The organism is Streptomyces sp. NPDC026522 (genome assembly GCF_055567555.1).
The window spans coordinates 725,220-750,470 of the sequence record NZ_JBVHQF010000002.1 but is presented as its reverse complement, the minus strand read 5'-3'; the positions used below and the strand labels follow the sequence as shown (position 1 = coordinate 750,470).

16 protein-coding genes are annotated in these 25,251 nt (G+C 71.9%); 10 read left to right on the top strand and 6 right to left on the bottom strand.

The features are described 5' to 3' along the window. The first annotated feature begins 43 nt into the window (after positions 1 to 43). Complete coding sequence (locus ACZ4M3_RS08020) at positions 44 to 2,314, top strand: M4 family metallopeptidase (RefSeq protein WP_467730735.1); 2,271 nt, start codon at positions 44 to 46, stop codon at positions 2,312 to 2,314. A gap of 155 nt (positions 2,315 to 2,469) precedes the next feature. Here ACZ4M3_RS08020 and ACZ4M3_RS08015 read toward each other — a convergent pair whose 3' ends face one another. Both ACZ4M3_RS08015 and ACZ4M3_RS08010 read right to left on the bottom strand, forming a co-directional pair. Beyond that, positions 2,470 to 3,387: a hypothetical protein gene (locus ACZ4M3_RS08015; RefSeq protein WP_467730734.1), complete on the bottom strand. Its 918-nt coding sequence runs from the start codon at positions 3,385 to 3,387 to the stop codon at positions 2,470 to 2,472. A gap of 177 nt (positions 3,388 to 3,564) precedes the next feature. Then, the gene (locus tag ACZ4M3_RS08010; RefSeq protein ID WP_467730733.1) at positions 3,565 to 5,085 is read right to left on the bottom strand and encodes an MFS transporter; all 1,521 of its coding nucleotides are present in this window, start codon (positions 5,083 to 5,085) and stop codon (positions 3,565 to 3,567) included. Between the two features lie 136 nt (positions 5,086 to 5,221). Between ACZ4M3_RS08010 and ACZ4M3_RS08005 the strand changes: the two genes are divergently transcribed. Further along, complete coding sequence (locus tag ACZ4M3_RS08005; RefSeq protein ID WP_467730732.1) at positions 5,222 to 6,223, top strand: Lrp/AsnC family transcriptional regulator; 1,002 nt, start codon at positions 5,222 to 5,224, stop codon at positions 6,221 to 6,223. Between the two features lie 37 nt (positions 6,224 to 6,260). On the opposite strand, the gene glgP is transcribed toward ACZ4M3_RS08005, so the two are convergent. Beyond that, positions 6,261 to 8,909 carry an alpha-glucan family phosphorylase gene (glgP, locus tag ACZ4M3_RS08000; protein ID WP_467730731.1) on the bottom strand — a complete coding sequence of 883 codons (2,649 nt, stop codon included), beginning with the start codon at positions 8,907 to 8,909 and terminating at the stop codon, positions 6,261 to 6,263. A gap of 498 nt (positions 8,910 to 9,407) precedes the next feature. On the opposite strand from glgP, the gene ACZ4M3_RS07995 reads away from it, so the two are divergent. The 4 genes from ACZ4M3_RS07995 (at position 9,408) to glgB (ending at position 16,999) form a co-directional block, all read left to right on the top strand. Beyond that, positions 9,408 to 11,402, top strand: a complete 1,995-nt coding sequence (locus tag ACZ4M3_RS07995) for an alpha-1,4-glucan--maltose-1-phosphate maltosyltransferase (RefSeq protein WP_467730730.1) — start codon at positions 9,408 to 9,410, stop codon at positions 11,400 to 11,402. After that, positions 11,399 to 13,093 carry a maltose alpha-D-glucosyltransferase gene (treS, locus tag ACZ4M3_RS07990; RefSeq protein WP_467730729.1) on the top strand — a complete coding sequence of 565 codons (1,695 nt, stop codon included), beginning with the start codon at positions 11,399 to 11,401 and terminating at the stop codon, positions 13,091 to 13,093. Before ACZ4M3_RS07995 ends, treS begins: the two co-directional genes overlap by 4 nt. A 172-nt stretch (positions 13,094 to 13,265) precedes the next feature. After that, positions 13,266 to 14,717, top strand: coding sequence for a maltokinase N-terminal cap-like domain-containing protein (locus ACZ4M3_RS07985; protein WP_467730728.1), 1,452 nt, complete (start codon positions 13,266 to 13,268; stop codon positions 14,715 to 14,717). Continuing rightward, positions 14,714 to 16,999: a 1,4-alpha-glucan branching enzyme gene (gene glgB / locus ACZ4M3_RS07980; protein ID WP_467730727.1), complete on the top strand. Its 2,286-nt coding sequence runs from the start codon at positions 14,714 to 14,716 to the stop codon at positions 16,997 to 16,999. Before ACZ4M3_RS07985 ends, glgB begins: the two co-directional genes overlap by 4 nt. Before the next feature lie 29 nt (positions 17,000 to 17,028). Here glgB and ACZ4M3_RS07975 read toward each other — a convergent pair whose 3' ends face one another. After that, positions 17,029 to 17,385: a thioredoxin family protein gene (locus ACZ4M3_RS07975; protein WP_467730726.1), complete on the bottom strand. Its 357-nt coding sequence runs from the start codon at positions 17,383 to 17,385 to the stop codon at positions 17,029 to 17,031. Positions 17,386 to 17,416: 31 nt separating this feature from the next. Then, complete coding sequence (locus ACZ4M3_RS07970) at positions 17,417 to 17,809, bottom strand: MerR family transcriptional regulator (protein ID WP_467730725.1); 393 nt, start codon at positions 17,807 to 17,809, stop codon at positions 17,417 to 17,419. A 313-nt stretch (positions 17,810 to 18,122) separates the two neighbouring features. On the opposite strand from ACZ4M3_RS07970, the gene ACZ4M3_RS07965 reads away from it, so the two are divergent. Then, on the top strand, positions 18,123 to 18,851 hold the full coding sequence (locus ACZ4M3_RS07965; RefSeq protein ID WP_467730724.1) for an XRE family transcriptional regulator: 729 nt from the start codon (positions 18,123 to 18,125) through the stop codon (positions 18,849 to 18,851). A 23-nt stretch (positions 18,852 to 18,874) separates the two neighbouring features. On the opposite strand, the gene ACZ4M3_RS07960 is transcribed toward ACZ4M3_RS07965, so the two are convergent. Then, positions 18,875 to 19,900, bottom strand: coding sequence for an ATP-dependent 6-phosphofructokinase (locus ACZ4M3_RS07960; protein ID WP_136214478.1), 1,026 nt, complete (start codon positions 19,898 to 19,900; stop codon positions 18,875 to 18,877). Between the two features lie 307 nt (positions 19,901 to 20,207). On the opposite strand from ACZ4M3_RS07960, the gene pta reads away from it, so the two are divergent. The 3 genes from pta (at position 20,208) to pyk (ending at position 25,052) form a co-directional block, all read left to right on the top strand. After that, positions 20,208 to 22,301, top strand: a complete 2,094-nt coding sequence (pta, locus tag ACZ4M3_RS07955) for a phosphate acetyltransferase (RefSeq protein WP_467730723.1) — start codon at positions 20,208 to 20,210, stop codon at positions 22,299 to 22,301. A gap of 45 nt (positions 22,302 to 22,346) precedes the next feature. Continuing rightward, positions 22,347 to 23,561: an acetate kinase gene (locus ACZ4M3_RS07950; protein ID WP_467730722.1), complete on the top strand. Its 1,215-nt coding sequence runs from the start codon at positions 22,347 to 22,349 to the stop codon at positions 23,559 to 23,561. Between the two features lie 63 nt (positions 23,562 to 23,624). Further along, positions 23,625 to 25,052, top strand: a complete 1,428-nt coding sequence (gene pyk / locus ACZ4M3_RS07945) for a pyruvate kinase (protein WP_467730721.1) — start codon at positions 23,625 to 23,627, stop codon at positions 25,050 to 25,052. Positions 25,053 to 25,251 lie beyond the last annotated feature (199 nt).

The window sequence follows — 25,251 nt, the reverse complement described above, 5'->3', positions numbered from 1 at the left end:
CCCACCCAGCCGTCCGGAACCCCCCTCGCAGAAGGAGTTCGCGTTGAGTCTCACCCCCCAGCGGCGTGCCACCGCGGCCGGCGCACTCGTCGCCGCCGCAGCCCTGCTCGCCGTAGGCATTCAGGCCGGAACCGCCACCGCCGACGCCACCGCGTCGTCGCAGTCCGCCAAGGCGGCTCAGCCCAACCCGGGCGCGGCCGGTCGCCTGCTCAGCGCCTCGGAGCGTGCGACGCTCCTCGCCGACGCCAACTCGACCACCGTGCAGGCGGCCAAGGCCCTCGGCCTCGGCGGCCAGGAGCGCCTGGTGGTCCGCGATGTGGTCCAGGACGCCGACGGCACCACCCACACCACGTACGAGCGCACCTACGACGGCATACCCGTGCTCGGCGGCGACCTGACGGTCCACGCCAAGGGCGGCGTCACCAAGAGCGTCACCAAGGCCACGAACCACGAGATCAAGGTGGCGGACACCAGCCCCTCCGTCGCCCCCTCGGCCGCCGAGAGCCAGGCCGTGTCCGCGGCCAACGCCGCGGGCGCCAAGCAGGCCAAGCCCTCCAAGAACGCCCGCAAGGTGATCTGGGCGGCCGAAGGCGCGCCCGTCCTCGCCTTCGAGACCGTGGTCAGCGGCCTCCAGGACGACGGCACGCCGAGCGAGCTGCACGTGGTCACCGACGCCAAGACCGGCGCGAAGATCACCGAGTGGCAGGCCATCGAGCGCGGCACCGGCAACACCGAGTACAGCGGCCAGGTCACCCTCGGCACCTCGCAGTCGGGCAGCAACTACACGCTGACCGACGCCGGACGCGGCGGTCACAAGACCTACGACCTCAAGGGCGGCAGCTCCGGCACCGGCACGCTCTTCACCAACACCACGGACGTCTGGGGCAACGGCTCCCCCTCGAACCGAGAGACCGCCGGCGCCGACGCCCAGTACGGCGCCCAGGTGACGTGGGACTTCTACAAGAACGTGATGGGCCGCAACGGTCTGCGCAACGACGGCGTGGCCCCCTACAGCCGGGTCCACTACGGCAACGCGTACGTCAACGCGTTCTGGGACGACGGCTGCTTCTGCATGACGTACGGCGACGGCACCAGCAACAACCACCCGCTGACGTCCATCGACGTGGCCGCGCACGAGATGTCCCACGGCCTGACCTCGGTCACCGGCAACATGACCTACAGCGGTGAGCCCGGCGGTCTGAACGAGGCCACCTCGGACATCATGGGCTCCTCGGTCGAGTTCTACGCCAACAACCCGACCGACGTCGGCGACTACCTCATCGGCGAGAAGATCGACATCAACGGCGACGGCTCGCCGCTGCGCTACCAGGACAAGCCGAGCAAGGACGGCTCGTCCGCGGACGCCTGGTACAGCGGCGTCGGCAACCTCGACGTGCACTACTCCTCGGGTCCGGCCAACCACTGGTTCTACCTGGCCTCCGAGGGCTCCGGCGCCAAGGTCATCAACGGCGTGAGCTACAACTCGCCCACGTCCGACGGCCTGCCCGTCACCGGGGTCGGCCGCGACGCCGCCTCCAAGATCTGGTTCCGCGCGCTGACCGTCGGCTACTTCAAGTCGAACACCAACTACGCGGCCGCCCGCACGGCGACCCTCCAGGCCGCCGCCGACCTGTACGGCCAGGGCTCGACCACGTACAACAACGTGGCCAACGCCTGGGCCGGCATCAACGTCGGGGCGCGCATCACCTCCGGCGTCTCGGTCACCCCGATCGCCAACCAGACCACGCAGGTCAACACCGCCGTCAGCCTCCAGGTCCAGGCGACCAGCACCAACGCGGGTGCGCTGAGCTACGCGGCGACCGGTCTGCCGGCCGGCCTGTCGATCAACTCCTCCACGGGTCTGATCTCGGGTACCGCCACCACCGCGGGCACGTCCAACGTGACCGTCACGGTGACCGACTCCGCGGGCAAGACGGGCACGGCGTCCTTCACCTGGACCGTCGGCACGTCCCAGCAGAACGTGTTCGAGAACACGAACGACTACCAGATCGCGGACAACTCGACCGTCGAGTCCCCGATCACGGTGACCCGCACGGGCAACGCCCCGAGCACCCTCAAGGTGGACGTCAACATCGTCCACACCTACGTCGGTGACCTGAAGGTCGACCTGGTCGCCCCCGACGGCTCCGTCTACAACCTGCGCAACCGCACCGGCGGCAGCGCGGACAACATCGTCCAGAGCTTCACCGTGAACGCCTCCTCCGAGGTCGCCCAGGGTGTCTGGAAGCTGCGGGTGGCTGACCTCGCCTCCGCGGACACCGGCTACATCAACAGCTGGAAGCTCACCTTCTGACCCCTACCGGGGTGACGGGGGCCGAGCCGCTCCACGGCTCGACCGATTGATCGCGGGGCCGCCCGGGAGACGACCTCCCCGGGCGGCCCTGTTCCATGACGCGGGAGAGCCCGGCACCACGGGGGTGCCGGGCTCTCCCGTTGCGCGGTGGCGGGTCAGCCGATGCCGCCGAAGATCCGGTCGAACATGTCGGGACCCTGCTCGCCGGGGCGCCCCTGCTCCTCCTCGCGCTGCTCCCGCTCCTCGCGGGCCTGCTGCTCCTGGCGGCCCTGCTCGTCCATCCGGGCCTGGTCCTGCCGGGCCTGCTCCTCCTGGCGCGCCTGGTCCTCGCGCTGGATCTGCTCCTTGCGGGCCTGCTCGTCCCGCTGGGCCTGCTCCTGCCGGCCCTGCTCCTCGCGCGCCTGCTCCTGCCCGGCCTGCTCGTCGCGCTGCGCCTGCTCCTGGCGGGCCTGCTCGTCGCGGGCCGGCTCCTGCCCGGCCTGCTCGTCGCGGGCCGGCTCGTCGGCCGGCTGCGCGCCCGGCTCGTCCATGCGCGGCTGTGCCATCTCCTGCACGGCCGGCCTGGCGCCCGGCAGGCCCGGCCGGGCGTCGTGGCGGCCCCGGTCGCCGTCGCCGTCGCCGAACTCGTCGTCGTCACGCCCGTCGCCGCGCCCGTCGCCGCGCCCGTCGTGGCGGCCCTCGTGGCGGCCTTCGTTGTCGTCCACCGGCTTGAACAGCACCGAACGGACCTGGACGCCGTGCACCCGCTCCCCCGGCTCAAGCGCCCGTTCCGCACGCTCGCCGCAGTCGCGGTCCCGGAACAGCACCGCCAGCGACTCCGTCTCGTTGTGCACGGAGGTCGCCGGGTCCTCCCACGAGGTGCCCGTCAGCCGGTAGCAGGTGTCGTTGTCCGCCGGACGGATCTGGCGGTGCTCGTCGCCGCCGGCCTCGTCGTCGTCGACGAGGTACTCCAGACGGCCCAGCGAGCGGTGGCCGTCGTCATCATCGTGGTCGGCCGCCAGCGAGGTGCCGGCGGTGGGCAGAACGAGAGCGAGGGCACCGAGGAGTGCGGCGGCGGTGGTACGAGCACGCATGGAAAGTCCGTTCTCTGGTCGGCTGGAATGCCGGTCCGGTGGCATCCAGCGGGCAGCGTAGGAGCGGACGATTCAGACGAAACGATTCAGCATGCCCAGCGCGTTCGAAGGTTCACCCTCCTGGATCGGCCGACGGGGCCCATCCGGCAGCCCCCGCGGCCGCGTCGGCCGACACCCCTAGACCCGGTCCGCCGCCGCGACCGCCGCCGCGGGCCGGGGCGCGGTCGGCGCCGCGGCCCCGGTCCGCCCCGTGGAGCGGATCAGCAGGACCACGGCGAGGGCGCCGAGCAGACCCATCACCCCCGAGGCCACGAAGGTCTCCCGCAGCCCGCTCACGAAGGCCGCCTCCACCCAGGCCTTCGCCGTCGGGGCCGCCGCCAGCAACTGCCCCGCCCCGCCCGACGCCAGCGCCTCGGCGGTGCCGCGCGCCCGGCCGGAGCCGGCGAGGCCGTCCGCCAGCCCGGCGTGGAACAGGGAGCCGAGCACCGCGATGCCGAAGGCCATGCCCAGCTGCCGGGCCGTGTTCAGCGCGCCCCCGGCCATGCCGGCCCGGGCCGGTGCGACCGCACCCATCACGGTGGCGGCCAGCGACGGGATCGCCGCGCCCACCCCGGCCCCCGTCACCAGCAGGCCCGGGACCAGCGCCGGCCAGCCGTCACCGGCGTCCAGCATCCAGGCCTGGAGCAGCGCGCCCGCCCCGATCAGGAGCAGCCCGCCGCCGATGGTCAGCCGCGCCGGGGCCCCGTGCAGGAGCCGCCCGGCCAGGGCCGAGACGAGGAACGAGGCCGCGCTCAGCGGCACCACGACCAGGCCCGCGCCGACCGGGCTCAGCCCCTCGACGGACTGGAGCCAGAGGGAGACGTACATCAGGTAGGAGAACGCCGCCCCGGACAGCAGCAGCGCGGCGGTCATGACACCGACGAAGGTCCTGCTGCGGAACAGCGAGAGGTCCAGCATGGGGCGGTCGGTGCGCAGCTCGACGAGGACGAAGACCGCGAAGGCGGCCGCGCCCAGGCCGAGGAGGCCGAGGGTGGCGCCGGAGGTCCAGCCGGTCTCGCCGGCCCGGATCAGCGCGTACGTGACGGCCCCGGCGCCGGCCGTGAAGGCGGTCATGCCGGGCAGGTCGAGGCCCTTGGCGTGCGGGTTTCGGGAGTCGGCGACCGCCTTGAGGGTGACGTACACCGCCAGGGCGCAGACCGGCAGGTTGATGTAGAAGATCCAGCGCCAGCCGAAGTGCTCGGTCAGCAGTCCGCCGATGATCGGCCCGGCCGCGGCGGCGGCGCCGTTGACCGCGCCCCAGACGCCGAAGGCGATCCCGCGGTCGCGCCCCTGGTAGGCGGCGCTGAGCAGGGCCATGGTGGTGGCGAACATCGCCGCGCCGCCGAGGCCCTGTACGGCGCGGAAGGCGATCAGGGCGGCGGGGCCGGTGGCCAGGCCGCAGGCGAGCGAGGCGGCGGCGAAGACCACGAGCCCGCCGAGGTAGACGCGGCGCCGGCCGATCCGGTCGGCGAGGGAGCCCGCGCCGAGCAGCAGGGCGGCCAGCGCCAGGGCGTATATGTCCATCACCCACTGGAGGGCGGAGAACCCGGTGTGCATGTCGGCGGCCATGTCCGGCAGGGCGACGGTCACGATCGTGACGTCGACCAGGAGCATGAAGGCCCCCAGACAGACCGCCGTCAACGGCAGCCACTTGCGCATGGAACTCTCCTCTTGTGGAGTGGATCGAGTCATCGGTTCGGTGGCCCCAAGGTCGCACCCCGTACCCCGCCCCCCACACCCGGCACCCGGCTGCCGCCGGATTCCGGTCATCGACGGGCCTGGAATGATGGAAAACATGAACCGCACCGCACCGGACGAGGAGCTCGACCTCCTCGACCGATCCCTGATCCAGGCGTTGATGATCGACGGCCGGGCCTCCTTCAGCCGGCTCGCCGAAGTACTGGAGGTCTCGGACCAGACGGTGGTGCGCCGCTACCGCCGGATGCGCTCCGGCGGTCTGGTCCGGGTGGTCGGGCTGCCCCACGGCCGCAGCGTCGGGCTGTTCGAGTCCTGGCTGCGCGTGCAGTGCGCGCCCGACGCGGCGCTGGTGGTGGCCGGGGCGCTGGCCCGGCGGCCGGACATCTCCTGGGTGAAGCTCGGCTCGGGCGGGACCGAGATCCACTGCCTGACCAAGGCGCGCACCCGCGCGGACCGCGACGGCCTGCTGCTGGACAAGCTCCCGCGCACCCGCCGGGTGACCGGGGTCAGCGCCCACACGCTGCTGCGGGTCTTCATCGGCGGCCCGGAGCGGTGGTGCGGGCTGGACGTGCTGCGGCCCGAGCAGGTCGCGGCGCTGGAGCGGCCGCCGGCCGGGCCGGTGCGCGAGCGCCACGTCCTGGACGAGGCCGAGCAGGCGCTGCTGTCGGTACTGGGCCGGGACGGGCGGGCCGGCTACCCCGAACTGGCCCGCGCCTCGGGCCTGTCGGAATCCACCGCGCGCCGCCGTCTGGAGCGGCTGCGGGAGCTCGGGGCGCTGTACCTGGACGTGGAGCTCGTGCCCTCCCGGCTCGGCTACGAGGCGGAGGCGACCTTGATGCTGACCGCGGCGCCCGCCCGGCTGGCGGAGGCGGGCGCGGCGGTCGCCCGGCACGAGGAGGTGCCCTTCGCGGCCGCGGTGACCGGGGCGGCGAACCTGCTGGCGGTCGTGGTCTGCCGGGACACGGAGGCGCTGTACACGTACCTGACGGAGCGGATCGGGACCGTGCCGGGCATCGAGCGGGTCGAGGTGATCCCGACCCTGCGCAACATCAAGCGGGCCGGGATGCTGGTGGAGGACGGGCGGCTGATCGACCCGTGAGGCCCGGGGTCGGCCCGCCGCCCGTCCCCCTCGGGGCTCACCTCAGCAGGACCCCGCCCCCCGCGTCGGTGTCGGCGCTGGTGTCCAGGGGGCCCGCGACCAGGCCCAGTTCGGCCGGGCTGGCCAGCAGCGGGTGCGCGGGCAGGATCCGCACGGTGTAGCCGAAGGGCCCCGTACGGTCGAGGGCGAGCGGGCCCTCGTAGACCCAGCGGCCCTCCAGGTCCGGTCCGGAGGCCGGTTTCAGCGGGAAGGTCCGGGCGCCCTGGATCACGTCCTGCGCGTCCACCCGGCCCGCGACGGCCTGCACCTCGACGTCCTCCGGGGCGAGCGCGTCGAGCGCCACCCGGACCCGCAGGGTGAGGGTGGCCCCCAGCTCGGCGGTCCCGCCGACGGGGGCGGCGGCGAGCGCCTCCACGTGCTCGACGGCGACCCGCGGCCAGGCCGCGCGGACCCGGCCCTTCCACCAGGCGAGGTCCCGCGCCGCCTCCGGGTCGAGCGCGCGGTGCGCGAGCGCTGCGGGGGCGTAGAGCCGCTCCACGTACTCCCGCACCATCCGCCCCGCGAGCACCTTCGGTCCCAGGGAGACCAGGGTGCGCCGGACCATCTCGATCCACCGCTCGGGCAGTCCGCTGCGCCCGGCCCGGTCGTAGAAGCGCGGGGCGACCCGGCTCTCGATCAGCTCGTAGAGGGCGTTGGCCTCCAGGTCGTCGCGCCGTTCCACGTCCGTCCCGGCCCCGTCCGCGGTGGGGATGGCCCAGCCGAAGTCGGGCTCGAACCACTCGTCCCACCAGCCGTCCAGCACGGAGAGGTTGAGGCAGCCGTTGAGCGCGGCCTTCATCCCGCTCGTGCCGCAGGCCTCCAGCGGGCGCAGCGGATTGTTCAGCCAGATGTCGCAGCCCGGGTAGAGCTTCTGCGCCATGGCCATGCCGTAGTCGGGCAGGAAGACGATCCGGTGCCGCACCCGGGGGTCGTCGGAGAACCGCACCAGCTCCTGCACGAGGCGCTTGCCGCCGTCGTCGGCGGGGTGCGCCTTGCCCGCGACCACGATCTGCACCGGCCGGTCGGGGTCCAGCAGCAGCCGGCGCAGCCGCTCCGGGTCGCGCAGCATCAGCGTGAGCCGCTTGTAGGAGGGGACGCGGCGGGCGAAGCCGATGGTCAGCACGTCGGGGTCGAGTACGTAGTCCACCCAGCCCAGTTCGGCGTCCGCGGCCCCGCGCTGCTTCCAGGAGGCCCGCAGCCGGTCGCGCACCTCCTGGACCAGCTGCTCCCGCAGCACCCGGCGCAGGTCCCAGACCTCCTGGTCGGCGATGCCCGCCACGGCGTCCCAGCGCGGGGAGCCGCCGACGGACAGCGCGTCCTCGGTCCGGCCCGCCCCGATCTGGCGGGCGCCGAGCCGGACCACTTCGGGCGCCACCCAGGTCGGCGCGTGCACCCCGTTGGTGATCGAGGTGATCGGCACGTCGACCGGGTCGAAGCCGGGCCACAGCCCGGCGAACATGCCCCGGCTGACCGCGCCGTGCAAGGTGGAGACGCCGTTGGCGCGCTGGGCGAGCCGCAGGCCCATGACGGCCATGTTGAACACCCCGGGATCGCCGCCGGGATAGGACTCCGCGCCCAGTTCCAGGATCCGCTCGACGGGTACGCCGGGCAGCTCGCCGCCCTCGCCGAAGTGCCGGGCTACCAGGGCGCGGTCGAACCGGTCGATGCCGGCGGGGACGGGGGTGTGGGTGGTGAACACGGTGCCGGCGCGAACCGCCTCGACGGCGGCGTCGAAGCCGAGCCCCTGCTCACCTTCGAGTTCCCTTATGCGTTCGAGACCGAGGAAGCCGGCGTGTCCCTCGTTGGTGTGGAACACCTCGGGGTCGGCATGACCGGTCAGCCGGCAGTACGTCCGCACGGCGCGGACGCCGCCGATGCCGAGCAGCATCTCCTGGAGCAGCCGGTGGTCGCTGCCGCCGCCGTAGAGGCGGTCGGTCACCTCGCGGGCGGCGGTGTCGTTGTCCTCGACGTCGGAGTCCAGCAGCAGCAGCGGGACCCGCCCGACGCGGGCTTGCCAAATGTGCGCGTGCAACGACCGCCCGCCGGGGAGGCTGAGGGCCACCCGGGCGGGCGTGCCGTCGGTCTCGCGCACGAGGGCGAGGGGGAGCTCGTTGGGGTCGAGGACGGGATAGTGCTCCTGCTGCCAGCCGTCGCGGGAGAGCGACTGGCGGAAGTAGCCGTGCCGGTAGAGCAGCCCGACGCCGATGAGCGGGGCTCCGAGGTCGCTGGCGGCCTTGAGGTGGTCGCCGGCGAGGATGCCGAGACCGCCGGAGTACTGCGGCAGGGCCGCGGTGATACCGAACTCGGGGGAGAAGTAGGCGATGGCGGCGGGCAGGTCCCCACCGTTCTCGTGGGTCTGGTACCACCTGGCGCCGTGGACGTAGTCATCGAGGTCGGCGGCGGCCACGGCGAGCCGGCGCAGGAACCGCCGGTCGCCGGCGAGCTCCTCCAGGCGACCGGCGGACACGGCGCCGAGCAGTCGCACGGGATCGCCGGCAGCGGCTTGCCAGCCCTCGGGGTCGACGGAGTGGAAGAGTTCGCGGGTTTCCGCGTGCCAAGACCAGCGCAGGTTGCGCGCGAGGTCGGCGAGTGGCAGCAGCGGCTCGGGGAGGACGGGGCGCACGGTGAATCGACGGATAGCCTTCACGTGTTCCACCTTCGCAGGGGATCGCGGATCGGAGCGGCCGCACCACGCTGTGCACCCGCGCATCCGTCCACTTTGGATCACTTCCGGAGCCACGAGGCTAGCCCGCGACCGCGCGGTGCGGCCACGGCGCCGACGCGCGCACGGGCCGCGGAGGCGGTATACCGGTGTAGGTCCGGGAGTCCTCAACCGACTTGACGGAGCCTCGGCGGATGTCGAGCCGGGGCTTGGTTATCGGCGTGCCACTACGTACGAGTAGTTAACCAAGCACGCGGATTGGGCGGGACGAGAGTGGGAAGGGCTCCCCGGGTACACGCACGGCGCACACCGCCCACCACCTCTCCCGCCACCCGAGTGAACGCGGACAGGAGCGGCCATGCCCGCAGCCCAGCCGACTTCTGAGCGGCTAGAAACAGAGCGAACAGAGCGTGCACTGCCGGCTGCCCCGTCAGCCGGACCGTTGCCACCGAGCCCCGCGAACTGCCCCCAGGTGATCCCATCATGATCGGTCGCATTCCCGTGCTGGACGTCCGCCCTGCCGTCGACTGCGGCGCCAGACCCGCCAAGGCGGTCGTGGACGAAGTCTTCCGGATCTCGGCCACCGTGTTCCGCGAGGGCCACGACGCCGTCTCCGCCCACGTCGTACTCCGAGATCCGAGCGGCCGGCTGCGGCCGCCCGTGCCGATGCGCGAACTCGCCCCCGGTACCGACCGGTGGGGGGCCAGGGTGTGCGCCGACACCGAGGGCAGGTGGACGTACACCGTCGAGGCGTGGAGCGACCCGATCGCCACCTGGCGGGCGCACGCCGCCATCAAGATCCCGGCCGGGATCGACACCGGGCTGATGCTGCTCGAAGGCGCGGAGCTGTACGCGCGGGCCGGCTCGAAGATCCCCAAGAAGGACGGGCGGGCGCACGTGCTGGCCGCCGCCGAGGCGATGCGCGACGAGGACCGGGAGGTCTCCGTACGGTACGCGGCCGCCCTCGCCGAGCCGGTGACCGAGGCCCTCGCGCGGCGCCCGTACCGGGAGCTGGTCAGCGCCGCGAAGCCGCTGCCGCTGCTCGTGGAGCGCAAGCGGGCCCTGTTCGGCTCCTGGTACGAGATGTTCCCCCGCTCCGAGGGAGCGGTGGTGGAGCCCGGCTCGGTCCCGGTGAGCGGGACCTTCCGGACCGCCGCCGAGCGACTGCCCGCGATCGCCGCCATGGGCTTCGACGTCGTGTACCTGCCGCCCATCCACCCCATCGGCAGCACCTACCGCAAGGGGCCGAACAACACGCTCTCGGCGGGTAGTTGGGACCCGGGCGTGCCGTGGGCCATCGGGTCGACCGAGGGGGGTCACGACGCCGTCCACCCCGAGCTGGGCACCATCGAGGACTTCGACGCCTTCGTGGCGCGGGCCCGCGAGCTCGGCATGGAGATCGCCCTCGACTTCGCCCTCCAGTGCTCGCCGGACCACCCGTGGGTGGAGAAGCGGCCGGAGTGGTTCCGCCACCGCGCGGACGGGACGATCGCGTACGCCGAGAACCCGCCGAAGAAGTACCAGGACATCTACCCGATCCACTTCGACACCGACATGGCCGGGATCGTCGAGGAAACGGTCCGGATCCTGCGGCACTGGATGGACCACGGCGTCCGGATCTTCCGCGTCGACAATCCGCACACCAAGCCCGTCGTCTTCTGGCAGAAGGTGATCGCGGAGATCAACAAGACCGACCCCGACGTGATCTTCCTGGCGGAGGCCTTCACCCGCCCCGCGATGATGCGCACCCTCGCCGCCGTGGGCTTCCAGCAGTCCTACACGTACTTCACCTGGCGCAACAGCAAGGCGGAGCTGACCGAGTACCTGACCGAGCTCACCGGCGACCGTTCCGCGGCCGTCATGCGGCCGAATTTCTTCGTCAACACGCCGGACATCCTGCACGAGTACCTTCAGCACGGCGGACGTCCCGCCTTCGAGGTGCGGGCGGTGCTCGCCGCCACCCTCTCCCCCACCTGGGGGATCTACGCCGGATACGAGCTCTGCGAGAACGAGCCGGTCAAGCCGGGCAGCGAGGAGTACCTGAACTCCGAGAAATACGAGTTCCGGCCACGCGACTGGGCCGCCGCCGACCGCGAGGGGCGCACCATCGCCCCGCTGATCACCACCCTGAACCGGGTCCGCCGCCGCAACCCCGCCCTCCAGCAGCTGCGCGACCTCCATTTCCACTCGACCGACAACGAACAGGTGATCGCCTATTCGAAGCACGCCGGAGCCAATTCCGTACTGGTGGTCGTCAACCTCGATCCGCACCACACCCAGGAGGCGACCGTCTCGTTGGACATGCCGGTACTCGGCCTCGACTGGCACGGGTCCCTCGCGGTGCGCGACGAGCTCACCGGCGAGACCTATCACTGGGGCAGGGCGAACTACGTGCGCCTAGAGCCGGGCCGGACGCCCGCGCACGTGCTGGCCGCTCTGCGACCGTCCCCGCCCACCGGAGGGTCACCCATCACATGATGATCAACGATCCCGTCCACGACACGTTCGAGGACACCCCCGCCAAGGACCGCGACCCCGACTGGTTCAAGCGGGCGGTGTTCTACGAGGTCCTCGTCCGCTCGTTCCAGGACAGCAACGGCGACGGCGTCGGCGACCTGCAGGGCCTCACCGCCAAACTCGACTACCTCCAGTGGCTGGGTGTGGACTGCCTCTGGCTTCCGCCGTTCTTCGCGTCACCGCTGCGCGACGGGGGCTACGACGTCTCCGACTACACCTCCGTGCTGCCGGAGTTCGGCGACCTCGCCGACTTCGTGGAGTTCGTGGACGCCGCGCACCAGCGCGGCATGCGGGTGATCATCGACTTCGTCATGAACCACACGAGCGACCAGCACGAGTGGTTCCAGCAGTCGCGCAAGGATCCGGACGGACCGTACGGCGACTACTACATGTGGGCCGACAACGACAAGCAGTACCAGGACGCCCGCATCATCTTCGTCGACACCGAGACCTCGAACTGGACGTACGACCCGCTGCGCAAGCAGTACTACTGGCACCGCTTCTTCTCGCACCAGCCGGACCTGAACTACGAGAACCCGGCCGTCGTCGAGGAGATCATCTCGGCGCTGCGCTTCTGGCTGGACCTCGGCATCGACGGCTTCCGCCTCGACGCCGTGCCCTACCTGTACGCCGAGGAGGGCACCAACTGCGAGAACCTGCCGCGCACCCACGCCCTGCTCAAGCGGGTCCGGGCCGAGATCGACGCGCACTACCCCGACACCGTCCTGCTCGCCGAGGCCAACCAGTGGCCCGAGGACGTGGTCGACTACTTCGGTGACTTCGCCAAGGGCGGGGACGAGTGCCACATGGCGTTCCACTTCCCCGTCATGCCGCGCATCTTCATGGCGGTGCGAAGAGAGTCCCGCTACCCCGTCTCCGAAATCCTGGCCAAGACCCCGGCGATCCCGGCGAACTGCCAATGGGGCATCTTCCTGCGCAACCACGACGAGCTCACCCTCGAAATGGTCACGGACGAAGAGCGCGACTACATGTACTCCGAGTACGCCAAGGACCCGCGGATGCGGGCCAACATCGGCATCCGGCGCCGGCTCGCCCCGCTCCTCGACAACGACCGCAACCAGATGGAGCTGTTCACCGCCCTGCTCCTGTCGCTGCCCGGCTCGCCGGTGCTGTACTACGGCGACGAGATCGGCATGGGCGACAACATCTGGCTCGGCGACCGCGACGGCGTGCGCACGCCCATGCAGTGGACCCCGGACCGCAACGCCGGTTTCTCCTCCTGCGATCCGGGCAGGCTGAACCTGCCGGTCATCATGGACCCCGTCTACGGGTACCAGGTCACCAGTGTCGAGGCGGCGATGGCATCGCCCTCCTCGCTCCTGCACTGGACGCGCCGGCTCATCGAAGTACGCAAGGCGAACCCCGCCTTCGGGCTGGGGTCGTACACCGAACTGCCCTCGACCAACCCGGCGGTGCTCGCGTTCCTGCGCGAGTACGGGGACGACCTGGTGCTGTGCGTGCACAACTTCTCGCGCTTCGCACAGCCCACCGAGCTGGACCTGCGGTCGTTCAACGGGCGGGTGCCCGTCGAACTCACGGGCGATGTGCGGTTCCCGCCGATCGGCGAATGGCCGTACCTGCTCACCCTCGCGGGACACGGCTTTCTGTGGTTCCGCCTGCGCAGTGAGTAGTCCGGCACCGAAAAGCGGGTAACGGCGGTACGGGGCGGGCGCGCGAATGGGTCAATCGCCCGCCCCTGTACGGATCATCCTGACCCGACACTCGCTCACCGCCGGACAGCAACCATCGCCATCCGGGACACTCTGCGCATTCTGTGACGGCCCGGGGAAAGGACGCGACGCCATGTCGGAGGCTGCATCCGCCCGGAGCCGCCAGGGAAGCCTGGCCGGAGTCCCGCTCGGACCGCTGGAGCCCATGCTGCGGGCCTGGCTGCCGAGACAACGCTGGTTCGCCGGCAAGGGACGCCCCATCACCCGGCTCCGGCTGGTCTCTGCCGTCGAACTGCTGCCGCCCGGGGCCTCCCCCGGGCTGCTCCACCTGCTCATCGGGGTGGATGCCGAAGGCAGTTCGGACTGCTACCAACTGCTCCTCGGGGTACGCCCCAACCTCCCTCCGGCACTCGCGCCCGCGCTGATCGGGTACGCCGAGCAGGGCCCGTACGCCGGCCACGCCGTGTACGAGGGCCTCGGCGATCCGCGGCTCGCGGCGCTGCTGCTGGAACGATTGCGCTCCCCCGGCTCGCTCGGCCCGCTGCGCTTCGAGCGGGATCCGCACGCGCTGATCCCGGCGGCGCCCACGCCCCGGCCGCTCTCCGGCGAGCAGACCAACTCCTCGCTCATCTACGGGGATTCACACATCCTCAAGGTGTTCCGCCGGGTCGGGCCGGGGGTCAACCCGGATCTGGAGCTGCCCCGGGCGCTGGCCGCCGTCGGCTGTGCGCGGGTGCCCGCGCCCGTCGCCTGGTACGAGGCCGAACTGCCCGGCTCCGAACCGCTGACCCTGGGCGTGCTCCAGCCGTACCTGCGCGGCTCCGACGACGGATGGCAGCTCGCGCTGCGCCGGCTCGGCGCCGGGGCCGACTTCACCGCCGAGGCGCACGCGCTGGGCCGGGCCACCGCCGAGGTGCACAGCGCGCTCGCCGACGCCCTGCCCACCCTGGCGCTGGACCCGGAGCAGACCGCCCGGCTCGCCGCCGGGATGACGGCCCGGCTGGCCGCCACCGCCCGGGAGGTGCCCGCCCTGCTGCCGTACGAGGCCGGGCTGCGCGGGGCGTTCGACGCGCTGGCCGCCTCCCGGGGCGCCGGGGTCGCCGCCCAGCGGATCCACGGGGACCTGCACCTGGGGCAGACCCTGCGGGCCCCCGACGGCAGCTGGGCGCTGATCGACTTCGAGGGCGAACCGGCCCGGCCGCTGGCCGACCGCCGCCGTCCCGAACCGGCGGTGCGCGACATCGCCGGGATACTGCGCTCCTTCGACTACGCCGCCCGCTCGCACCGGCCGTTCGCCCCCGCGTGGGCCGACGAGTGCCGGGCGGCGTTCTGCGAGGGCTACGCCCGCACCACCGGCCGCGACCCGCGCGAGGACCCCGTCCTGCTGCGCGCGTACGAGACCGACAAGGCGGTGTACGAGGCCCGCTACGAGTCCCGGCACCGTCCCGACTGGCTGCACGTCCCGATGGCGGCGATCCGGCGGCTCTCGGAGCCCCAGCGGCCGGCCCACCGGCTGCCGCCCGCCCCGGGCACCGCCGCCCACCCCCAGCCCCGTCCGAAGCCCCCGAGGAGGCCGCTCGCGTGAGCGCCGCACGACAGCCGTCACCGACCGTCCGCGACAAAGCGGCCACCGCCCCCGAGCCCGCGACGAAGGCTCGTACGCCACGGGCCCGGCGGGCCGCCGCGCCCCAAGGCATCGCCCCGGCCCCGGCCCTCGACGCCGGGGAGCGGGCCCGGCTGCTGGAGGGCCGCCACCACGACCCGCACGCCGTGCTGGGGTCCCGGCCCGAGCTGGGCGGGGTCACCTTCCGCGCGCTGCGCCCGTACGCGAAGTCCGTCACCGTGGTCGCCGAGGGGCTGCGCGCCGAGTTGCACGACGACGGCGACGGGCTGTTCTCCGGACTGCTGCCGCTGGCCGAGGTGCCGGACTACCGCCTGCTGGTCCGCTACGACGGCGACGAGACCGAGGTCCACGACCCCTACCGGTTCCTGCCGGCCCTGGGCGAGCTCGACCTGCACCTGATCGGCGAGGGCCGGCACGAGGAACTGTGGACGGCCCTCGGCTCCCGCGTCATGGAACACCAGGGCGTCCGCGGCACCCGCTTCACGGTGTGGGCGCCGAACGCCCAGGGCGTGCGGGTGACCGGCGACTTCTCGTACTGGGACGCGGGCGCGTACCCGATGCGCTCGCTCGGTTCGACCGGGGTGTGGGAGCTGTTCCTGCCGGGGATCGGCGAGGGCACCCTGTACAAGTACGACATCACCCGCCCCGACGGCGGCCACACGGTGCGCGCCGACCCCATGGCGCGGCGCGCCGAGGTCCCGCCGGCGACCGCCTCCGTCGTCACCGACTCGCACTACGCGTGGCGGGACGCCGAGTGGATGGCCGCGCGCGGCGCCCGGCCGGCGCACCGCGCGCCGATGTCGGTCTACGAGGTGCACCTGGGGTCGTGGCGGCCGGGGCTCTCCTACCGCGAGCTCGCCGAGCAGCTCCCGGCGTACGTGCGGGAGCTCGGTTTCACGCACGTGGAGCTGATGCCCGTCGCCGAGCACCCGTTCGGCGGCTCCTGGGGCTACCAGGTCACCGGCTACTACGCGCCGACCTCTCGGATGGGCACCCCGGACGACTTCCGGTTCCTGGTGGACTCGCTGCACCGGGCCGGGGTCGGCGTGATCGTCGACTGGGTCCCGGCGCACTTCCCGCGCGACGAGTGGGCGCTGGCGGAGTTCGACGGCCGGCCGCTGTACGAGCACCACGACCCGCGGCGGGCCGCCCACCCGGACTGGGGGACGCTGGAGTTCGACTACGGCCGCAAGGAAGTGCGCAACTTCCTCGTCGCCAACGCCGTGTACTGGTGCCAGGAGTTCCACATCGACGGGCTGCGGGTGGACGCGGTGGCTTCCATGCTCTACCTCGACTACTCCCGCGAGGAGGGGCAGTGGCTGCCGAACGAGCACGGCGGCCGGGAGAACTGGGACGCGGTGAAGCTGCTCCAGGAGATGAACGCGACCGTGTACCGGCGCTGCCCCGGGGTGGTGACGATCGCCGAGGAGTCCACGGCCTGGGAGGGGGTGACCCGGCCCACGGACGCGGGCGGGCTGGGGTTCGGCCTCAAGTGGAACATGGGCTGGATGCACGACACGCTGCGCTACATGTCGAAGGAGCCGGTGCACCGCAAGTACCACCACCACGACATGACCTTCGGGATGATCTACGCGTACAGCGAGAACTACGTGCTGCCGATCTCGCACGACGAGGTGGTGCACGGCAAGCGGTCGCTGGTGTCGAAGATGCCCGGCGACTGGTGGCAGCAGCGGGCCTCGCACCGGGCCTACCTGGGCTTCATGTGGGCCCACCCGGGCAAGCAACTGCTGTTCATGGGACAGGAGTTCGCCCAGGGTGCGGAGTGGTCGGAGGAGCACGGGCCGGACTGGTGGCTGGTCGACCCCGGGTACTCGGCGGCCGGTGACCACCGGGGAGTGCGCGACCTCGTGCGCGACCTGAACCACACCTACACGGCGACGCCCGCGCTGTGGGAGCGGGACTCCGTGCCGGAAGGGTTCTCCTGGGTGGAGGCGGACGCGACGGACGACAACGTCTTCGCGTTCCTGCGGTACGCCGAGGACGGCTCGCCGCTGCTGGCAGTGTCGAACTTCTGCCCGGTGGTGCGGCACGGCTACCGGATCGGGGTGCCGGAGCAGGTGGCGCAGTGGCACGAGGTGCTCAACACCGACTCCGAGGCGTACGGCGGCAGCGGGGTGCGCCACCTCCAGCCGATGCGCCCCGAGCCGGTGCCGGCCCAGGGGCGCCCGGTGAGCCTGCGCCTCACGCTGCCGCCGATGGCGACGATCTGGCTGCGGCCGTGACGGTCCGGCTCAGGCGGTAGCGGTCCGGCTCAGGCGGTGACGGTCCGGCTCGCGAGCTGGGGTTCCAGTTCCTGGCGGAGCTTGCGCTTGGCGCGGGCGCCCACCAGCTGCTGGACGGGTTCGCCGTCGCGGAAGACGAGCATGGTCGGCATGGACAGCACCCCGTACCGGGCGACGACGGCGGGGTTGCTGTCCGCGTCGATCTGCACGACCTTGAGCCGGTCCGCCTCCTCGGCGGCGACGGCGGAGAGGACGGGCGCGAGCTGACGGCACGGCCCGCACCAGTCGGCGGTGAACTCGACGAGCACGGGCCGGCCGCGCTCGCCGAGCACCTCGGCATCGAAGTCCAGGTCGGTCACTTCGGCGACGCCCTTGGCGTGGATCATCTCTTCGGTCTCCCTTTCGTACGGACACGGCTCACGGGTTCATCTCGCATGCGGGCCGGCCGGCTCCCCCTGCCGCCGCCTCCGCTCCGGCCAGCTGCCGCGCGACCTGCTCGCGCACGTCGGCCAGCCGGCCGATCAGCTCGTCCAGCTCGGCGAGCTTGCGCCGGTAGACGGCGAGGGACGCGGGGCAGGAGTCCCCGGCGGGGTGGCCGGCGCGCAGGCAGTCGACGAAGGGCCGGGTCTCCTCCAGCTCGAAACCGAAGTCCTGGAGCACCCGGATCTGGCGCAGCAGGCGCAGGTCGTCCTCGTCGTAGGTGCGGTAGCCGTTGCTGCCGCGCCGCGCCGGGAGCAGGCCGCGCGCCTCGTAGTAGCGCAGGGTCCGCGTGCTGGTTCCGGCGCGCTCCGCCAGTTCACCGATTCGCATGCCGAGACCGTAAGCCTTGACGCCGACGTCAAGGCAAAGGGAGTTCCGGGGGTGTGCGGCGGCAGGGGGTCGGGGCCCTCGCCACCCCCGTATGCGAGGGCCCCCGGTATGGGACACGCAGGTGGCGGATGGCCGGTTCAGGGCCTGTGACGGGGATCACCCGACGGTTGTTCCGATACCGCTGAAATGGAGTGGCCAAATCCGTACGCTGAAATTGGATCTTCGCTCCATCCGATTACCGGACAGTCGCCGGGAAACCCGCCCAAAGCGCCAAACTCCGTAGGAGATTCCTACGAGTTATGGGCTTGTTTGAATGGTCTGTAGTCGCCACCCCTTGGTGACTCCTACCGTGTGCCCTGTGCATTCCAGCCCCCCTTTCAATGCCCCCGCCGCGCGTCGTCTCCGCGCGGCCCTGGGCATGGCCCCCGGTCACGTCGCCTACGGCCTGCGTGCCCAGTACGGCCTGACGGTCGCCCCCGAAACCGTGATGGCGTGGGAGCGCGGCGAGATTTCGCCGACCTCCGCCGAACTCACGGCGCTGGCCGGCGTCCTGTGGTGCGCTCCCGGTGAACTGCTCGCCGAGCCCGTTACCTTGCGGGAGCACCGGATCGCCCGCGGCCTGGGCCCCGACGAACTGGCCCGGCGCATCGGGCTGGACACGAACGCGTACCAGAAGATGGAGGACTCCGGCCGCTGGAAGGGCAACGAACGGCAGTCGGCCGCCCTCGCCTCGACGCTCGGGCTGACCCTGGCCCAGTTCGTGACGGCGACCGGCAAGGAGCAGGAGCTGGCCGAGCTGCTGCGCAGCGCGGTCACCACGCGCTGGCAGGCGTACGGCAAGCCGCTCGGCAAGCTGCTGCCGGTGCCCCGGGCGAACCTGGACCGGGCGCTGGAGAAGCTGCACGGCGAGTACCAGTCGCGGATGGTGGCCACCTTGAGCTGGGGCGGCGGTGGAGGCGCGGCGGCGACGGGCGACGCCGGCCGGGAGTACCTCGCGCAGATCGTGGACCGCTTCTGGGCGGTGGCCGGCGGCGCGATGTAGGGCACCGCGCCGCCCGGGTCCGGTCAGAAGACCGACTCGGCCTCGTACATCCGGTGGTCCGGGACCCGCTTGAGCTCCGTGACGGCCGAGGCCAGGGGGGCCATGACGATGTCGGTGCCGCGCAAGGCGGTCATGTTGCCGAAGTCTCCGCGGTGCACCGCCTCGACGGCGTGCCAGCCGAACCGGGTCGCGAGGACGCGGTCGTACGCCGTCGGCGTGCCGCCGCGCTGGACGTGGCCGAGGATGACCGGGCGGGCCTCCTTGCCCAGCCGGTGCTCCAGCTCGACGGCCAGGCGGTTGCCGATGCCGGCGAAGCGCTCGTGCCCGTACGCGTCGATCGCGCCCTTCTCGTACGGCATGGAGCCCTCGGCCGGGTGCGCGCCCTCGGCCACGCAGACGACCGCGAACTTCTTGCCCCGGGAGAAGCGTTCCTCCACCATCTTCACCAGGGCGTCCACCTCGAACGGGCGCTCCGGCAGGCAGATCCCGTGGGCGCCGCCGGCCATGCCGGACTCCAGGGCGATCCAGCCGGCGTGCCGGCCCATGACCTCGACGACCATGACCCGCTGGTGGGACTCGGCGGTGGTCTTGAGGCGGTCGATGGCCTCGGTGGCGACCATCACGGCGGTGTCGAACCCGAAGGTGCGGTCGGTGGAGGAGATGTCGTTGTCGATGGTCTTCGGTACCCCGACGACCGGCATCCCGGCGTCCGCCAGCATCCGGGCGGCGGTCAGCGTGCCCTCGCCGCCGATCGGGATCAGCGCGTCGAGGCCGTACCGCGTCGACAATTCCTGCGCGTGCTCGGCGGCTTCGTGCAGCCGGGCGCGCTCCATGCGCGCCGAGCCGAGGATGGTCCCGCCGCGGGCCAGGATGCCGCTGACCGCGTTGATGTCCAGGGGGCGGTAGTGGCCGTCGAGCAGGCCCTTGAAGCCGTCCTCGAAGCCGATGACTTCGTCTCCGTGTCCGACCAGCGCACGGTGTACGACCGACCGGATGACGGCGTTCAGTCCGGGGCAGTCGCCGCCTGCGGTGAGAACTCCGATACGCATCGTGCTGTGTCTCCTGCTCCTGGTCGCACCTGGCCGTACGCGTGCGGGCGGGCGGCCGTACATGTGAAGGGCGTATTACTGAAGCCTTGTCCGATTCTTCCACGGGGCCGGGGTGCGGCGCTCTCCGCGCCCGGGCCCCGCAGGGCCTTGCGGCCCTCCCGACCGGGCCTTTTCCCGGCGGGCGTCGTACCTATACGCAGAGGTATTGTCAAGAGGTCAAGCCCACACTAACTGGGACAACCGACTCGGAGATCCGCCGGGTGGCGCCTGAGCCGCTCCGGGGGCGAAACATGGACGGAGAGCACGCGTGACGCGCAGCGTGTACGTGACCGGTATCGAGCGGGGGGACGGCCGGCAGGTCGTCGAGCTGGGGATCATGGAGCTGCTGGCCCGGCAGACGGGCCGGGTGGGGGTCTACCGTCCGCTGCTGCACGACAGTCCCGACCGGCTCTTCGACCTCTTGAAGGCCCGCTACCGGATAGACCAGGACGCGGCGTCCGCGTACGGCATGGAGTACCAGGAGGCGTCGGCCGTCCTCGCCGAGAAGGGCACCGACGAGCTGGTCTCGCGGCTGGTCGACCGCTACCACCGGGTGGCCCGCGACTACGAGGTCATGCTGGTGCTCGGCACCGACTACGCCGACACGAACCTGCCGGACGAGCTCGCGCTGAACGCCCGGATCGCCAACGAGCTGGGGGCCGTGGTCGTGCCCGTGGTGGGCGGTACGAAGCACTCCGCCGAGGCCGTCCGGGCCGAGGCCCGCAACGCCTACCGGGCGTACGAGGGCCTCGGCTGCCACGTGGTGGCCATGGCGGTCAACCGGGTCGCCGCCGAGGACCGGGACGTCATAGCCGAGTGGCTGGCCGCCCGCCTCCCGGTGCCCTGCTACGTACTGCCGGACGACAAGTCCCTCTCCGCCCCGACCGTCGCCGAGATCACCCGGGCGCTCGGCGGCGAGGTGCTGCTGGGGGACGACGCCGGGCTGGCCCGGGACGCCCTCGACTTCGTCTTCGGCGGCGCGATGCTGCCGAACTTCCTGGGCGCGCTGACCCCCGGCTGCCTGGTCGTCACCCCCGGGGACCGCTCCGACCTGGTCATCGGCGCGCTGGCCGCGCACACCTCCGGTACCCCGCCGATCGCCGGGATCCTGCTGACGCTGAACGAGCGCCCCGGCCGGGACATCCTGACGCTGGCCTCGAAGCTGGCGCCCGGCACGCCCGTGGTGTCGGTGGCAGGTAACAGCTTCCCCACCGCCACGGAACTCTTCTCGCTCCAGAGCCGTTTGAACTCCGCCACTCCGCGCAAGCTGGAGACCGCGCTGGGCCTGTTCGAGCGGCACGTGGACACCGCCGAGCTGCGGGACCTGCTGTCGGTGGCCCGCTCCGAGCGCGTCACGCCGATGATGTTCGAGAACGAGCTGCTGGAGCGCGCCCGCGCCGAGCGCCGCCGGGTGGTGCTGCCCGAGGGCACCGAGGAGCGGGTGCTGCGCGCCGCGGACGTGGTGCTGCGGCGCGGGGTCTGCGACCTGACCCTGCTCGGCGAGCAGCCGGTGATCCTCAAGAAGGCCGCCGACCTGGGCATCGACATCTCGGGCGCCCAGCTGATCGACCCGGCGACCTCCCCGCTGCGGGAACGGTTCGCCGAGTACTACGCCGCGGCCCGGGCCCACAAGGGCATGACCGTCGAGCTGGCCAACGACGTGGTCACCGACGTCAACTACTTCGGCACCCTGATGGTCCAGGAAGGCCTGGCCGACGGCATGGTCTCCGGCGCCGTGCACTCCACCGCCGCGACCATCCGCCCCGCCTTCGAGATCATCAAGACCAAGACGGAGGGGTCCATCGTCTCCTCCGTCTTCTTCATGTGCCTGGCCGACCAGGTCCTGGTCTACGGGGACTGCGCGGTCAACCCGGACCCTGGCGCCGAGCAGCTCGCCGACATCGCCGTCCAGTCCGCTGCCACCGCCGCCGCCTTCGGCGTCGAGCCGCGGATCGCGATGCTCTCGTACTCGACCGGCACGTCCGGCACCGGCGCGGACGTGGAGAAGGTCCGCAAGGCCACCGAGCTCGTCCGCGCGCAGCGGCCCGACCTGCTGGTCGAGGGGCCGATCCAGTACGACGCCGCCGTCGAGCCCTCCGTCGCCGCGACGAAACTGCCCGGGTCGGAGGTGGCCGGGCGGGCGAGCGTGCTGATCTTCCCGGACCTCAACACCGGCAACAACACGTACAAGGCCGTCCAGCGCTCGGCGGGCGCCGTCGCGGTCGGTCCGGTGCTCCAGGGGCTGCGCAAGCCGGTCAACGACCTGTCGCGCGGCGCCCTGGTCCAGGACATCGTCACGACGGTGGCGATCACCGCGATCCAGGCCCAGTCGCCCGCCCGGCCGCAGCCGTCGGCCGGCTGACCCGTACCTCCCCCTCCGCCCCCAGTGAAGAAGGCATCCACACCTGTGACCGCATCACGCATCCTCGTCCTCAACTCCGGCTCCTCCTCGCTCAAGTACCAGCTGCTCGACATGGCGGACTCCTCCCGGCTCGCCGTCGGCCTGGTCGAGCGCATCGGCGAGCGGACGTCCCGGCTCGTGCACGAGCCGCTGACCGGACCCGGCGCCGCGGGCGGCAAGCGGGAGCAGGCCGGCCCGATCGCCGACCACGAGGCCGCGCTGAAGGCGGTCGCGGCGGAGCTGGCCGCCGACGGGCTGGGCCTGGACTCCCCCGAACTGGCCGCCGTGGGACACCGGGTGGTGCACGGCGGAGTCCGGTTCACCCGGCCGACGGTGATCGACGACGAGGTGCTGGCGGAGATCCGCAGCCTGATCCCGCTGGCCCCGCTGCACAACCCGGCCAACGTGACCGGCATCGAGGTGGCCCGCTCCATGCGCGCCGATCTCCCGCAGGTCGCCGTCTTCGACACGGCCTTCCACTCGACGATCCCGGAGTACGCGGCCCGGTACGCGATAGACGCCGAGACGGCGCGGAAGTACGACATCCGGCGGTACGGGTTCCACGGCACGTCCCACGCCTATGTCTCGCGGGCGACGGCCGAGCTGCTGGGCAAGCCGGTGGCGGACGTCAACGTGATCGTGCTGCACCTGGGCAACGGCGCTTCGGCCTCCGCCGTCCGCGGCGGGGTCTGCGTGGAGACGTCGATGGGTCTGACCCCGCTGGAGGGGCTGGTCATGGGAACCCGGTCGGGCGACCTCGATCCGGCCGTGATCTTCCACCTGGCGCGGGTAGGCGGCCTCTCGGTGGATGAGATCGATTCGCTCCTGAACAAGAAGAGCGGTCTGCTGGGCATGTGCGGGGACAACGACATGCGCGAGGTGCTGCGGCGCGCGGGCGAGGGGGACGAGGCGGCGGCGACGGCGTTCGCCGCGTACGTCCACCGGCTGAAGAAGTACATCGGTGCGTACTCGGCGGTGCTCGGGCGGGTGGACGCGGTGACGTTCACGGCCGGGGTCGGCGAGAACGCCCACCAGGTCCGGGAAGCTGCGGTGGAGGGGCTGGCCGGACTGGGCCTGGCGCTCGACCCGCAGGCCAACGCGGTGCGCTCGTCGCGGCCGCGGCTGGTCTCGGCGCAGGACGCCCGGGTGGCCGTGGCCGTGGTACCGACGGACGAGGAACTGGAGATCGCCACTCAGGCCTACGCGCTGGTTACCCGGTAGTCACTTTGGACTTTCCACCAGACGGAATATTCCGCTACGAAACAAACCGATAGGATCCGCTCCATGCGCCGTTCCAAAATCGTCTGCACGCTGGGCCCCGCCGTCGACTCGTATGAGCAGCTGAAAGCGCTCATCGAGGCAGGCATGAACGTGGCCCGATTCAACTTCAGCCACGGATCCCAGGCAGAACACCAGGAGCGGTACGACCGCGTCCGGAAGGTCTCCGAGGACACCGGGCGCGCGGTCGGCGTCCTCGCCGACCTCCAGGGCCCGAAGATCCGGCTGGAGACCTTCGCCGAGGGTCCCGTCGAGCTGGTGCGCGGTGACGAGTTCACCATCACCGTCGAGGACGTCCCCGGTGACAAGTCCATCTGCGGCACGACCTACAAGGGCCTGCCGGGCGACGTGGCCAAGGGCGACCCGATCCTGATCAACGATGGCAACGTCGAGCTCCGGGTGACCGAGGTCGACGCCGTGCGCGTCAAGACCATCGTCATCGAGGGCGGTGTCATCTCCGACCACAAGGGCATCAACCTGCCCGGCGCGGCCGTGAACGTGCCGGCCCTGTCGGAGAAGGACATCGACGACCTGCGCTTCGCCCTGCGGATGGGCTGCGACATGGTCGCCCTGTCCTTCGTGCGCGACGCCAACGACGTCAAGGACGTCCACAAGGTGATGGACGAGGTCGGCCGGCGGGTCCCCGTCATCGCCAAGGTGGAGAAGCCGCAGGCCGTGGAGAACATGGCAGCCGTGGTGGACGCCTTCGACGCGGTCATGGTGGCCCGTGGCGACCTGGCCGTCGAGTACCCGCTCGAAAAGGTCCCGATGGTGCAGAAGCGGCTCATCGAGATGTGCCGCCGCAACGCCAAGCCGGTGATCGTCGCGACCCAGATGATGGAGTCGATGATCACGAACTCCCGCCCCACCCGCGCGGAGGCGTCCGACGTCGCCAACGCGATCCTGGACGGCGCGGACGCGGTCATGCTGTCGGCGGAGTCCTCGGTGGGCGCCTACCCGATCGAGACCGTCAAGACGATGTCGAAGATCGTCACGGCGGCCGAGGAGGAGCTGCTCTCCAAGGGCCTCCAGCCGCTGGTCCCGGGCAAGAAGCCCCGCACCCAGGGCGGCTCCGTCGCCCGCGCGGCCTGCGAGATCGCCGACTTCCTCGGCGGCAAGGCGCTGATCGCCTTCACGCAGTCCGGTGACACGGCCCGGCGGCTCTCCCGCTACCGCGTGCAGCAGCCGATCCTGGCCTTCACCACGGACCGGAACACCCGCAACCAGCTCACGCTGAGCTGGGGCGTCGAGTCCTACATCGTCCCGCACGTGGACACCACGGACGCGATGGTCGACCTGGTCGACGGCGAGCTGCTCAAGCTCGGCCGCTACAACCCCGGCGACACCATGGTCATCACGGCCGGTTCTCCCCCCGGCGTCCCGGGCACGACCAACATGGTCCGCGTCCACCACCTCGGCGGCGCCACCGCCTGATCCGCCCCGCTCCCCCTCTGCCCGCACAGAGACCGAGGCCGTCCCCACCCCCTCCGGGCGGGGCCGTCCTCGGTGTACGGGGGGCGCACCGCGGGCCGGTGGCCCGTATACGACCGCGGGGGGCGCGCCCCCCCCCGAAGGGGAAGGGGGGGGGTGGGTGTCTTGCCGGGGGGGGTACCCCCTGGGGTCCCCACGAGTT

Bases quoted from the DNA above. Each gene is read 5' to 3' on its own strand.
- ACZ4M3_RS08015 (WP_467730734.1), bottom strand. From the start codon at position 3,387: ATGCGTGCTCGTACCACCGCCGCCGCACTCCTCGGTGCCCTCGCTCTC.
- ACZ4M3_RS08010 (WP_467730733.1), bottom strand. From the start codon at position 5,085: ATGCGCAAGTGGCTGCCGTTGACGGCGGTCTGTCTGGGGGCCTTCATG.
- ACZ4M3_RS08005 (WP_467730732.1), top strand. From the start codon at position 5,222: ATGAACCGCACCGCACCGGACGAGGAGCTCGACCTCCTCGACCGATCC.
- ACZ4M3_RS07995 (WP_467730730.1), top strand. From the start codon at position 9,408: ATGATCGGTCGCATTCCCGTGCTGGACGTCCGCCCTGCCGTCGACTGC.
- treS (WP_467730729.1), top strand. From the start codon at position 11,399: ATGATGATCAACGATCCCGTCCACGACACGTTCGAGGACACCCCCGCC.
- ACZ4M3_RS07985 (WP_467730728.1), top strand. From the start codon at position 13,266: ATGTCGGAGGCTGCATCCGCCCGGAGCCGCCAGGGAAGCCTGGCCGGA.
- ACZ4M3_RS07975 (WP_467730726.1), bottom strand. From the start codon at position 17,385: ATGATCCACGCCAAGGGCGTCGCCGAAGTGACCGACCTGGACTTCGAT.
- ACZ4M3_RS07970 (WP_467730725.1), bottom strand. From the start codon at position 17,809: ATGCGAATCGGTGAACTGGCGGAGCGCGCCGGAACCAGCACGCGGACC.
- ACZ4M3_RS07965 (WP_467730724.1), top strand. From the start codon at position 18,123: ATGGTCTGTAGTCGCCACCCCTTGGTGACTCCTACCGTGTGCCCTGTG.
- ACZ4M3_RS07960 (WP_136214478.1), bottom strand. From the start codon at position 19,900: ATGCGTATCGGAGTTCTCACCGCAGGCGGCGACTGCCCCGGACTGAAC.
- pyk (WP_467730721.1), top strand. From the start codon at position 23,625: ATGCGCCGTTCCAAAATCGTCTGCACGCTGGGCCCCGCCGTCGACTCG.